Source organism: Grimontia hollisae CIP 101886 (assembly GCF_000176515.1).
In the GTDB taxonomy this organism is placed as follows: domain Bacteria; phylum Pseudomonadota; class Gammaproteobacteria; order Enterobacterales; family Vibrionaceae; genus Enterovibrio; species Enterovibrio hollisae.
The window spans coordinates 133,348-146,301 of sequence record NZ_ADAQ01000013.1; the positions used below are offsets into that span (position 1 = coordinate 133,348).

General features: G+C 51.9%; 9 protein-coding genes. All 9 read right to left on the reverse strand.

The window, feature by feature from the left end:
• Positions 1-125: 125 nt before the first annotated feature.
• The 9 genes from VHA_RS13645 to VHA_RS13685 all read right to left on the reverse strand — a co-directional run bounded on the left by VHA_RS13645 (position 126) and on the right by VHA_RS13685 (position 12,906).
• Entirely contained in the window at positions 126-2,360 is a 2,235-nt protein-coding gene (locus tag VHA_RS13645) for a TonB-dependent receptor (protein WP_005505256.1), read from the reverse strand.
• 114 nt (positions 2,361-2,474) lie between these two features.
• Positions 2,475-3,242 carry a hypothetical protein gene (locus VHA_RS13650; protein WP_005505260.1) on the reverse strand — a complete coding sequence of 256 codons (768 nt, stop codon included), beginning with the start codon at positions 3,240-3,242 and terminating at the stop codon, positions 2,475-2,477.
• Complete coding sequence (locus VHA_RS13655) at positions 3,239-4,549, reverse strand: lysine N(6)-hydroxylase/L-ornithine N(5)-oxygenase family protein (RefSeq protein WP_040529008.1); 1,311 nt, start codon at positions 4,547-4,549, stop codon at positions 3,239-3,241. Before VHA_RS13655 ends, VHA_RS13650 begins: the two co-directional genes overlap by 4 nt.
• A 13-nt stretch (positions 4,550-4,562) precedes the next feature.
• Positions 4,563-6,323 (reverse strand): IucA/IucC family protein, encoded by a 1,761-nt coding sequence (locus VHA_RS13660; RefSeq protein WP_005505265.1) that lies wholly within the window; start codon positions 6,321-6,323, stop codon positions 4,563-4,565.
• Entirely contained in the window at positions 6,323-7,261 is a 939-nt protein-coding gene (locus VHA_RS13665) for a GNAT family N-acetyltransferase (RefSeq protein ID WP_005505267.1), read from the reverse strand. The genes VHA_RS13660 and VHA_RS13665 overlap by 1 nt, the downstream gene beginning before the upstream one ends.
• The gene (locus tag VHA_RS13670; RefSeq protein WP_005505275.1) at positions 7,254-9,089 is read right to left on the reverse strand and encodes an IucA/IucC family protein; all 1,836 of its coding nucleotides are present in this window, start codon (positions 9,087-9,089) and stop codon (positions 7,254-7,256) included. The genes VHA_RS13665 and VHA_RS13670 overlap by 8 nt, the downstream gene beginning before the upstream one ends.
• Positions 9,090-9,225: 136 nt before the next feature.
• On the reverse strand, positions 9,226-11,217 hold the full coding sequence (gene fhuB, locus VHA_RS13675) for a Fe(3+)-hydroxamate ABC transporter permease FhuB (protein ID WP_005505276.1): 1,992 nt from the start codon (positions 11,215-11,217) through the stop codon (positions 9,226-9,228).
• Positions 11,214-12,113: an ABC transporter substrate-binding protein gene (locus tag VHA_RS13680; RefSeq protein ID WP_005505277.1), complete on the reverse strand. Its 900-nt coding sequence runs from the start codon at positions 12,111-12,113 to the stop codon at positions 11,214-11,216. Before VHA_RS13680 ends, fhuB begins: the two co-directional genes overlap by 4 nt.
• 25 nt (positions 12,114-12,138) lie before the next feature.
• Positions 12,139-12,906: an ABC transporter ATP-binding protein gene (locus VHA_RS13685; protein ID WP_005505278.1), complete on the reverse strand. Its 768-nt coding sequence runs from the start codon at positions 12,904-12,906 to the stop codon at positions 12,139-12,141.
• Between the last annotated feature and the right edge of the window lie 48 nt (positions 12,907-12,954).

Sequence of the window (12,954 nt, forward strand, 5' to 3'; positions counted from 1 at the left end):
ATAAAGATATTTATCCCGATGGTTGTCAGCGTCTTTCTGCGATACTTGAATACTCTTAGAGGACCATAAAAAAGGGGACAGCGACGCTGTCCCCTTGATGGATATTCAACAGATTTGATCGATGGTTAATAAGAAAGGCTATAGTTCAGCGTATAAGTACGCCCACGACCTCTGTAATCAAACATCTCTTCAGGGCCATAATAACTGTACCAGCCTTTTGCACGTTGTCCCCATACCGTGGTGTAGTCTTCGTTCAGCAGGTTTTGGATGCCAAAGCCGAGGCGTCCTTTTGGCAGCTCAACCGTACCGATAAGATCAAACAGGCTGTAACCGTCAATTTTACCGTTATTCTCATCGCTCAGATCAAACAGGGTTTGATTCTGGAGCCGGACTGAATAATTGTCTTCGTACCAGCCTAACCATGCTCCGGCCTTTGAGGCGCTGGCGTAGTTGACCGACATCTTCGACCATTTTCCTTCACTGTCCTGCTCTTCTGAATCAACCCAGTGTCCGGTTAAGCCGGTTTGCAGGTTGTCCGTGAGCCAGTATGCAACTTCAGCTTCAATTCCGTAGATGCGTTTTTTGGCGTCGTTTACATCGATATTCAGGGTTTGTCTGTTATATTTCAGTGTTTTGTCTGATTCAGAGATATAAGCTGCCGCTTGCCAGCTCAGTGCATCCAAGTATTGTCGTGCGCCGATCTCGACGCTGTTGGTTTTAATGCCCTGCATCTTAGAACTGGAGACATTGATGCTGTCGGTCAGTGTGTGGTGACCATTGGCATCCGGGGCGCTGTAATTGCCCTGGCCATAGTATTTTGCAGGGTCTGCGAGATCAAAACCCTGTGAGAAGTTGGCCCAGATCTGGGCGTTTTTCGAGAGTTTATATACGGTTCCAAGGTTGAACAGGCCAATAGTATAGTCGGTCGATCCTCCCGGAACGGCGTCTGCTGAGGTGCCATTACCCTGCGCAATTTGCTGTTGGACGGATGCGGCAACGAAGTCATCGATGGTATTTTGCATCCACTGGTAACGATATCCCCCAGACAGCGACCAGTCGTCCGTCAATTGATAGTCAGCTTGTACGAAGCCTGCGACTGATGCGACTTCTGTACCGGGATAACGCCCGATCTTGGCCTCAGTCCGGTTAATCAACCCGCCGCTCTGATAGCTCAGGTTGCGGTCGAACAACGCCTGATTGGACGTGAGTTTGTCAAGATAGCTGTCAATACCGTACGTGAGCGTGAGGTTATCCATTGATTTGACCATGGCGGCACGAAGAGTGAGCACATCCGTGTTTTGTTCGGATGCCGCAAGGTAAGAGCCATAAATAAACGGAATAAATGAAAACTCTTCGCGGCGGAAAGAAGCCTGGAGAAACAGATCCTGCCCCAGTACATTGTTGTGATGGTAATTGGCATTCAACATCAAGCGCTCTGTGCCACCTTGCCTGTCTGAGCTGAAGCCTTTACGGGTTTCTATCAGGCTGGTATCGGCAGGATTACCGGTAATGTTGTTCGGCGCACCGGCAAGGTTTTCACCAAAGTAAATGCCATAAGGGCTATCCTGCTTGCTGGAGTAATACTGGGCCAGCAGTTGGATGCTCTGGGCACTGTCTGGTGTGATGTTGAGTGTGCCGAGCACGTCTACAACCTCATTAAACTGCAGGGACCCCTGGGTGATGTCTGGCACATTGATGTTTCCGTCGGCATCAAAGGCACCTTTGTTTTCACCATAGACCACAGACACACGGCCTTTTACCTTGTCGTTTCCGCCGCTGACTGACTGTGCGATTTTGTAGTCAAAATCCTCTCCGCCGTTGAAGCCGCTGGTGGCGCCAGCATAGCTTTCAAAGGCCAGTTCGCTGGCGTCTGCACGCTTGGTGACAATGTTAATGATCCCGCCCGTTGCCCCTGCGCCGTAGATAGATGATGCCCCCGACAACACTTCAATGGACGCGATATTGAAAGGATCAATCGCATCCAACTGTCGACTGACAGAGCGGGAGGAGTTGAGGGAAACACCATCAATCATGACCAACATCGGGCGGCCACGCATATTCTGGCCAAAGTTTGTCCGTCCCTGACTGCTTACATCCAGTGCAGGCACGGCGCTCGCCAGTATTTCACTGAGGTTTTTACCGCCCCGGTATTGCTGTTCGATTTGTTCGCTGTCAACGACCCATACTGTTCCGGCGATATCCGAAATCACTTTTTCGCTTCGACCGGTAATAACTACTGTATCCAGTGGGGCGCGTCCTTCAGTATCTGTTGATGCTGATACCACTGGTGACTGGGTAGTGATAGCAGCACAAATGGCCAGGGTGAAGGGGTTGGTTATAAACGTCCTTGATAATTTCACTTCTAATTACCTTATATTTATCGTTTCAATCATTGCGATACCTGTGCCCTTGTTTAAAAGACGTATCGCGCAGACACTAGATGCATAAATGAATGCATTTAATAGTGATTCGTATTACTTTATTTCTGTAAAAAAACGTTGGTGAACAAGCGCTATTTGTTCTTGTTCACTGCGTCGGTGGCAGGTGCCACAAAGTGTGTTCCTGTTGCCGGGCAGGGCATATTTGAGGCAGCAACCCAGCCTGCGTGGTACACAGAGGCTTTTCCCGTTCTCTCTGATAACCAGCCACTTGACACTTTGCGACAGTGGCGAGGGAAAGTGGGCAAAGAATGCGGTCAATTGATTATTGATGGCTTCTCCACCCGCGCCGAGATTCTGTAAGCGATGCCAGGGGGCTGCCAGCGCCAATGCGGTGTTACTCCAAAGAACACGGGGAGGGACAGAAAAGTGCCGTCGAAACAGTGTGTAGCAGGCATTGGCGACAGCCGTCGTGGTTTCAATAAACAACGCCGGATTGGTGTGTTCCCCAAAAGGTTGTGTTGTCCATCCCAGACAACCTTTTTCTACGTCATATCCCAGCTTTTGCCACTGTTCAGGCTGCCTTCCTGACAGCAGGTACACGGCCACTAAAGGAGAGAGCAGGTTAGCTATCCATTGCTTATGGACCAATGAGGCGGCCACTTTGGTAGTGGGGGCCTGATGCGTATCCTGAAAAGCAACAACGGTGCGTCTGGCAACGAGGTCGTCTTTCAACAAACTCCCCAAAGGCACGGCCTTCTCCGGGGCGACTTGCCAACGCCACGCTGGGTTAAGCAGCGCCAACCGCGTATTCAGCGTGCCTTCTTGCAGTTCGGGCAGCAGGGCGCAAAAAGCGTGGTTCATGCGAAAGCCTCAACAAGGGATGTTGGGCTTATCCACTCGATAAGCGCGGGTCCTGCTTCTGTGTTGAATACAGGTTTTTGGCACAACCGGTTAATGATTTGTGCTGATCGCCATGCCATCAGGCTGAGCTGAGGCTCGGCAATGCCGTGGCTGTGCATACCGACATTCACGGCAAATATCCTGTTCGTGTCGCTGTGTGCCCACTCCACCTCGAAATATTGGTTTAGCTGGAACCTGCCTTCACTGTCGGCATTGATAAGCGGCCTCAGTCCATCAAGGCAACGTGGCGTGCGGCTTTCATACCCTGTGGCGAGTATGATGATGTCGGCATCAAGCCGTTCTAGTTGGTTAGCCAGCCCATTCTCAAGAAACAGTTCATACCCTCCTTTGTGAGAGAGAAGCTGTGTCACCGTGCGGTGGGGAAGGAGGCGAACCCACTTCTCTTCGTTGTTGACATCAAACCGCTGGTAAAGCTCGCGATAGATTTCCAATAACGCTTTCTGGGTAACGCCATCTGAGGTCAGCTTTTGCATGCTGACTTCGCGGGCTTTTACGTCTGGCGAAAGGGTAAGAAACGCTTCTACATAGTCCGGTGTGAAATACTCGTTGGTAAAAGCGGCTTCATCCAGAGGCTGATAATTCGGCCTGCGGGATACCCAATCGAGCTTTGCGGGCTTGCCCCAGGTGCCACGCAATGCATTAATGAAAACATCCGCACCACTTTGGCCGCCACCAATGATAGCGACCCGTTTTCCGGTGAAATCCCGTGGGCTGAGGGCGATTTCCGCGGCATGGAAAATGTGTTCGCCAATGTAGGGCTTCATGCACTCTGGCACATGCGGGGATTTTCCGGTGCCAAGGCACAGGTTGCGGGCAAGCGTTGTGCCTTTGTCGGTGTGGATGTGGAACACCCCGTCGGCAAACTCGATTTTTTCAACGCAGGTTGAGAATGCAATATTGGGTAATTTTTCTGAGGCCCAGTAGAGATAATCGGAAAACTCTGTTCGTGAAATACAACCCAACTCAGCCGTCAGGAAGCGATAGATGCGTTTCTTTTCCACCAGATAGGCGAGGAATGAATACGGGCTTTGGGGGAAAACCGGCGTCACCAGATCTTTCAGGAAAGTGGTTTGCATGTGGGTATCATCAAGCAGCATTCCCGGGTGCCAACTCACGCTATCCCGACTTTCAAAAAAGCAGCTACTCGTTTCCGGTACTTGTTGTAAAAGCGCCGCAACACTGAGGTTAAAGGGCCCGGCTCCAATGCCTGCTAAATCTAAAACCTGAGAAGATATCGTCGTTGTCATTTTTCTGTCCTTTTCAATGGGTGACCAGATACAACGGATTGTCGATGAAATGCTCCATCTGCGGCAGCATGCGATCTGCACTGTTTTCTGTCGCATGACGGAACTTGGCGAGGTTCAGCCCCAATCGACGGATTTTAGGGCGGAACAAATCGAGCAACTGGAAACGCGCTTCCAACTCGGGGTGTGATTGCATGTAAGCTTGCAATTCCTGGGCAAGCAGTTTGTAAAAGCGGTGTTCGCTGACGCCGGTTTTTTCTGCAAGGGGCGAGATAAAACGCAGCACAGTAACGAAATGACCGGTTTGCAAATCGTGAATGATCAGATCTGGAGGCAAGGTGACGGTGACATCTTTAACCGCCTGTGGAAGGCTGTCTTGCTCGGGAATATCACCCTGCATCAGGCGCATGTCACCTTGGAAATCTTTTAACAGAATCCGTTTCGGGGTGCTGTTTTCCAGTACCAGCGTCACGTTCTGCCCATGGGCGATGAGTGATACACCGTATTTCGCCAACAGATGGTAATAAGGGATCACCACGGCCCGGAACAGCTGTGAAAGCCAGTCTTTGGCAGATAAGCCCGATGCGCGGATGTAAGCGCCAATCAGAGGGTTGCCAGCACTGTCAGACTCCATCAGCGCTGCCATCAGGATAGCCTGCTCGCCGGGCCGGGTTTTTGTGCTGGCAGATTCCCGCCAGATGGCACCGCACAGTTCGTGGTATCGGTAAGGTGCCTTTTCGAGCGAGTCATACACTGTGTGTGAAACGGTCAAACCCGCAGGTTCTTGCAATACGTCTGTGCCCAGCGAGATAAAAAGGGGATCGCTTTTCACGGTGTTCTCCAGCCATGCAGACGCCTGCGGTCCGGCTTGAATGTAGCGTGATGGCATTCCCCGGTAGCAGGAAGTATTCATGATGGTGAGCGGCAACTTGATGTCGTAGCGCGCTGGGCGTGACACATTGGTCAGTGTGCGCAGACTCAGCTGTGGCAGAAATGCATCCCCGAACGTGCCAAGGTAAACCATTTCTTTTCTGGCAAGTTCAGCCACAAACAACAAAGACAGCTTGTTGTCCCACTGCCATGGATGCACCGGAAGCAACAGGAAGTTTGCCGGGTTAAGACCAAGCATCTCCAGATCACAACGGACAGAGGCCAAATCGTCGTCAGAGAGCGCGTTTTGATAGAGATGGTTCCAGTTAAGGTATTCTGAGATAGCGCCAGTGACTAAGGTGTGGTTTACCGCTATCCAGCACAGCTGAAACGGCTCTTCGCTTTCTGGCGCAAAATGGCGTAAATCCTCACTTCCCCAGGCACGCCGCCCTTTGTTAAAGACAAACTTGGGGTGGCCGTCAAACAGGCATTGTTGCTTTTCGAGTGATAACCGGGCAAAGGCATCAGCGTCGAGATGCTCCCTGAGCTGCATTAACTTGCAATCGCCCAGCAGGGTGGCGTAAAGATCTTCCAGGTGCTCTGCCAGCGTATCGTCATCCAATCCCAGTACGGTTTTGCAATCCAGCATAAAGCGGCTTGCTTCAACTGGCAGGTTATGTTCCCCGTTATCCTCCCGGCGAATACTCCCGGGCAGGATATTGAGCTGTCCCCAGATGTTGCGTTTGCCTTTCACCCGGTAACGCACGCCAGCGGGCAGAGTAAGGCAGTGTTCTTGACCGACAGGTTCGAGTTTGAACGCCTGTTCGTATTCCAGCTCGCTGATGAGCTTGGCAACCAACGCCCGGTTTGCTGCGGGCCAGAAACGGTGAAGGGCATTCTGTTCCATTACCATTGCTCCCGGAAAAAAGCATAACGGGAAGTCATCATTAATGCCGCGCGTTTGTGGGGGAAATCGAACAGGAACTTCTGTTTGTAGCCGACGCTTTTAATGCGGTTGAACAGCCTTGTGTTGTCATAACGCGGCTCAAGCACGACACGCATTGTTCTGCAGTCGTCAAGGAACAGGTAATGGGTGATGGCGCGCATCCACATATTGAAATACCGTTCGCCACGGAACGCCTCTTCACCGACCAGCACGTGGATGCCACGATCAAAAGGCTGGCTGTCATAGTAAGGGGCCAACCTGTCTTCGCTGACCCAATACGCTTCGATGTACCCAAAGGGTTGGCCGTCAAACTCACCGATTAGCGGCAAAGTGTGCGGGTCTGACAACCGCCCATTGATATAGTCGAGAAGTGCTTCTTCTGACCATGCCTGCTCCCAGAAATCGGCCACCCGTGGGCAGTTCATCCAGCGGGTGAAACGGGGCATATCCTTTTCAGGTTCAAAAAGACGATAGCTGACTGTTATGCCGTTCAGAGGGTCAGTCCGCTGGTACACGTAACCTTTTGGAGAAGCCGGACGTTTGGGATGAAAACCCGATTGCTTCGTGCTTTGAACCGGCAACGCGGGGTAGCGATCCGTCGGCATATGACAAAGACCTGTCGCGGGTAATTGATAAAACTGAGAGCGGGTCAGGACATCATCAAGAAACATGTAAAGCCAGTGTGAAGGGGCAATGTGAGAATTCCAGCGCTCACGCGGTAATTGCACTGCCGGTGATTTAGGGTTCACGCAAAAGTAGTGATCTAAGGCGCTGGCAAGGCTATCTCCACTGTTTTTTTCTCCGGCTGCAATCAGCATTTCTGGCTCCAGCAAAGGAAAAATATCGTCTAAGTGATGCTTGTCGGTAGTCGGGGAGAGGGACAGCTGGCAATCAGACATAGTGGGCTTCCTTTTCACTTGATGGACGGTTGTCGGTTGCATGGCATACCAGTGGATTCGGCAGGTCGAAATAGATCACTTTCGGATCGGGAATGGCGTTTTCATTCAGATCTTGCAGATAACAGTAGAAATTACCTTTGCAGCATAGGGCTGGGCTCTCCAGCACATAGTTAAGACAATGGGTATCTACCAGCTTTCCTTTTAAGGATTTCAGATAGGCACGCAGCCTTTCCAGTAACGCGCCTTCAGACACACCGCAATGAAGGGACAGTGATGCAATGACGCTAAATGTGGAGTTGATAATCAAGTAATAAGGGAAATAGCGCAGTACCTTTTCCTGCTCCCAGTGGTTTTCCAAATCTTGGGTGTCGTCAATCAATATGTCCGGGAAAAGGGTGTAGGCAAGGTCGGTATAACCGGTGCCCTGACAATCCCGGTAATACATCCCCACCGGCATGCCATCTTGCAGGCGCATGACAATGTTTTGCTGGTGGGCCAGACAGACAATGCCGCCGTTTCCCTGTAAAGAGAAAAGCGAGCCCACTACCTGATGACAATAGTTGTCAAACCACTTGATAGCCGCATTTTCGGGTGTCGTTGCCAAGTGGGCTGCAAGCTGTTTAACCCGTGCCGCCAAGAGGCTGTCCCTACCAAAGGGGTGTTGCTGGCAGAGGGTCGCCAGTACCACGGCTTCTTCATCCGGCGTTTTTGCCAGCAGGTTGTCTCTCAGGGCAACCAGAGATTCATCAATGACGTTCCCATGTGTATCCAACAAGGCCAGAAAACCGGGTTCCTGCATCACCTCAAAACCGTCAGGAAGGGCGGCGTCAACCTGTGCGAATCCGGCTGACTGGAAAATCTGGTTGAGGCGGGTACCGCGCATCACTTCTTTCAAAGACAGCGTACGAATCGAGTTGGTCAGCTTTACACTCAAGGAGAATTTCAGCTGGAAAGGCAGACCGGGGCTGTAAACGGAACGGGTGGAAGTAGTGGGGTACCAGTACTGGCCCATTTCACCCAAATCAAGGAGTAAGCCGCGGGATTGGTAATTTTTGATATCCGGATGCTTCAACAACACTTCGGCTTGCCAGGGGTGCGCGGGGAAAAGCGCGAAACCGTCGGGGATAGCGCGGGCGGCTTCGCTGAGTGCCATGTCGGCATCGGCCAGCGCATTGACAGGGTGATGGGGAGCGTTTTGTCCGTTGCTTTCTCTGGCCTCTTTCCCGAGATCTTCCCCAGTATAGTGGCTCAGGGTCAGCCATTTCGCGACCGCAAACCAGCGCAAGGGGAATTTCCCACCAAACTCTGGCGAGTAGCGTTTGGCGTCATGCTGTGAAAATTGCTCGCGGCTTTTGGGCGCGGGATGCACTGAGTGGCCGGCAAGTAACCCCTGCTCGGCTTGTTCGAATCGTAAAGTAGTGCTGAACAGAGCCTCCAGATTTGGCTGATGGGTGATGGCATTGTGTGTATTTCTCTGGCTCTCCAATACCCGTGCAACAAAGGCATTTTTTTGTTGTTCCGTCAGGTTGCCAACCAGTGCCGGTTCAGATACCACCTTGAACAGAACATCCGAAAAGGAGAGAGGTGTAGCCCTATCCTTGGTGACCAGATAGGCAGGCATTTTGTATTCGTGGAGGCCTAATGTTGAGTATTTGCTGATCTGATAGGCGATATGGTAATGGTCGTTAACCGGAATCTGAAGCTGGTAATGATCTTCGCCAGTTTTTTTCGCCCCAACCTTAGGGCATTCGCGCAAGAAGGCATTTAGAAAGCAGGCAATCGCGACATCTGAGCCTTTCAATCCATAGCAATGTTGTTGATCTTCCATCTTCACATTCTCATCTATCGATTCTTTTGAGAATGATAATGATTATTATTTGATCATGCAATGGCTTTGTCGCACATTTTTTATGCGAGGTTTAACGCGGAGGACGCAGCCCGACTCAGGCCGGGCTGGTTTGATGTCAACGCCGGAGTAAATTCAGAAAGTAGGCTGCACCAATGATGGAGGCCAGCAATCCAGCCGGAAATTGCCAGGGAAACCAAAGGTTTCTGCCTACCCAATCAGCCATCACCAACAGTATCGCTCCCAGTATCGGGGCAATCATAAGCTGTTGTCTGGCGCTGTGCTGACCGAGCGATGTCGCCATATGTGGCGCGAGTAAACCAATAAAACTGAGCGGCCCAATGGCAATGGTTGCGGCTGATGTCATGATGGCGGCGATCACAATAAGCACTTTTCTTGTGGCCTTGACGGACAACCCAAGGCTTTCTGACACTGTGTCGCCAAGGTTGATTACATCCAGCCAGCGCGAGAAAGCTACGGTGAAACTGCCAAACAGGATAAGGGTGATAATCAATAGACCCACCGCCATCGTATCAGCCAGATACAGTGACCCAGACAGCCAACTCAGCAGCGATTTTACGCCTTCCTGACCCGATGCCATCGTCAGCCGGATGATGGCATCCGCCATTGCGCTTATCGCAATGCCAATCAGGATAAAGTGGGTAGGGGAGGCGGTTTTCTTTCGGCTAAACCAGAGAATCAATGCCATGACGGCAACAGCGCCAAGTGCGCCAAACAACAGTTGTTCCAGCCGTGACAGTGCGAGGCCGAATGCGGCAGCCAGAACAATCGCCAGGGCACATCCTGCACTGATCCCTAAAACCTCCGGGCTCGCCATGGGGTTACCGGTAAGGCGCTGTATCACACAACCGGCCATGGCAAGGCTGGCGCCAGCCAATGCAGCAACGGCGATGCGAAACCCACGCAGGGAAAGCAAAGCCGGATCGATGCCGAACACCCACCCAGCGTCTGATTGTCCCCATGTCATGCTCACTGACACCGTGAAAACAAAAAACAGAACCAACAAAAGCGCCAGAGGTTTGAAAGGGAGTCGTTTACCTGGCTGATGCATTGTGTTTGCAGAGGAAAGGGCACTTCCCAACAACCGGCGCTGAAGTAGATACAGCATAAATGGTGCGCCCAAAAGCGCGGTGACCGCACCGGTAGGGATCACATCTGCCACCCAGTGCGAGAGATTTTGCACTAACAGATCTGCGCCAAGCAACAGCAGTGCGCCGATGCATGCCGACAGTGCTATCTGGCCCGGCAAACGCCGTGCGCCAAGTATTCGTGCTATTGCCGGTGATACCAGACCGACGAAGCCGATGATGCCCACTTCGCTGACAACAGAAGCGGTCATCACGACGGACAGCGTTAATGCAGCCAACCGCACGCGCACCACTTTTGCGCCCAGCGAACCCGCAACAGTATCGCCCAATTGCAGCAAAGAGAGCGCGCGGCTTATTCCGGTGAGTAAGAGCACTGGGACAATCAAAAACGGCAACAGGCGTGTTACGCCTTGCCAGTCATTTTGTTCCAGTGCTCCCGCGCCCCATAGGAAAAGGTGGGTTAATGTCTGCTCGTTGACCAACACCAGCATCATGGTCACAGCACCAATAAACAAGGTTGTCACCATGCCGGACAGAATAAGGGACAGCGGTGAATAGGATTGTCGGGGAGTGATTGCAAATACCAGCAAGGTGGCGAGCAACCCACCAGTGAACGCAGAGAGATAAAGGCTTAACCCCGCCGTGGCAGAGAAAAAAAGTGTTCCCGTGACCAGCCCAAGCTCCGCGCCAGCGGCGACGCCCAGTGTGGTGGGGGAAGCCAGAGGGTTATTGAGCACAAAGCGCATGACGCAACCGGCTATCGCCAACGCTGCACCACATAGTATCGCCATTGCCAGACGTGGCAGGTAACTGTAGTGGATGATGATTTGCCGGTAATCTTCTTCGTCGGGTGACAGAATGGCGCCCAGCCAGTCTGTTGCGGTAAGGGGATAGGGCGCGCTGGTGTAAATAAGCAGAAGAATCAGTGAAAGGATCGTCACTACCATTCCTGTCACGCGATATGGATGATTGGCAGGGTTTGGATAGGGAAGGGTATTCATTTCTCAGCATTCCCAATCAGGTTTGCTGTGATCTCATTGCTCATCCGCTGGGCTGAGATCAAGCCGCCAAACGTCCAGATTGGGGGAAGGGCAATGACGTTGTTTTCCCGGCTAAAACGCATGGCTTTCCAGAGCGGTGTTGAGAAAATGGCCTTTCTCTGCGCGTCATCCAAGGACTCCAGATACACCACTGTTGCTTGTTGGTGCTTTGCCAGTGCCTCAATCCCTGATGATGAAAAGCCCCAGTTGTTGGTCTTTTCCTGCCAACTGTTCCTTAGCCCGAGCTCAACAACAATGTCATTGGCGAGCGAACCTTCGCCGTGGATCCGCACATGAGTGTTGCCGATAAAGCGGATAACAACCAGGGGCAGGTTTGCCATACCGGCTTCGTGGAGTTTGGCGTTATTTTGCTGAAAAATGTGCTGTGCTGCATTGATGACGTCGTGGGAAACGTCTTCTTTGCCAAAAATACTTCCCACCGTTACTGTCATGGTTCTCAGTGCTTTTAAGGGTTTCTTTTCTCCGTTAAAGACGTTGAATGCCACTGTTGGGGCTATCTTTGCCAGTGCCGGATAGACGGCGGCATGAGCTTCGTTAATCACAATGAGATCGGGTTTCAACGCCGTAATGGACTCCAGATTCGGCTCGCGGCGTGAACCGACATCTTTCACTGTATCCGGCAAGGCAGGAAACGCGACCCAATGCCGGTAACCGTCTGTATCTGCGATAGCAAAGGGTGTGATGCCGAGCGACAGCAGGGTTTCTGTACTTACCCAGTCAAGGGCGACGACCCGTTGCGGTATGTTGGGTATTTCTGTCTCACCAAGGTCATGTTTAACGGTGAGCGCAAAAGCATGGGAAAAAAAGAATAAAGATAGGCAAACAACGCGTCTCACAATGTCGCTCCATTGACAGTGGGGGTTACCGGACATAAGCAATCGGTTGGCCATTTTCAGGATGGGGAAAAAAGCCGAGGGGGATGTCATAGATTGCTTCGAGTATGGGTTGGCTCATCAGGGATTGGGCATCGCCTTGCGCCATGATTTTTCCGCTATGCAAGGCAACAAGTGTGTCGCTGTAGCGGGCGGCGAGGTTGATGTCGTGTAAGACCATAACGACGGTTAGGTTACGTTCCCGGTTGAGCTTTCTTATCAGTGACAGCAATTCATATTGGTGGGCGACATCCAGCGCTGAGGTTGGCTCGTCGAGTAAGAGGCATTCGCTTTGCTGGGCGAGAAGCATGGCAACCCAGACGCGCTGGCGTTCACCGCCTGAGAGCGTGCTGACAAACCGATCAGCCAAGGTGCTGACACCCACCGCATTCATCGCTTGAGCAATAATGTCGTCGTCATGTTCGTCGTACCTGCCGAGTGCTCCTTTCCACGGATAGCGACCAAGCCTGACCAACTCATACACGGTAATGCTGTCTGTGATAGGGGGATCTTGGGGTAAATACGCGACGCGGCGTGAGTAGTCCCGGGAAGAAAACGCACTCAATGGCATACCTGCCAGCTGAATGTCGCCACTGGAGGGCAATATGTTGCGGCTTAATAGCTTAATCAGTGTCGATTTCCCGCTGCCGTTGTGGCCAAGCAGTGTGGTAATCCTTCCCGCCGGGATGGTGAGTGACACCGGGTGAAGAATGGTTTTCTCTGGCACCGAATAACTGACCGCGTTAAGTGAAAACATAGAAGTGCGTCCATCTGGAATAATACGATTTCCAATCTAAATGATAAT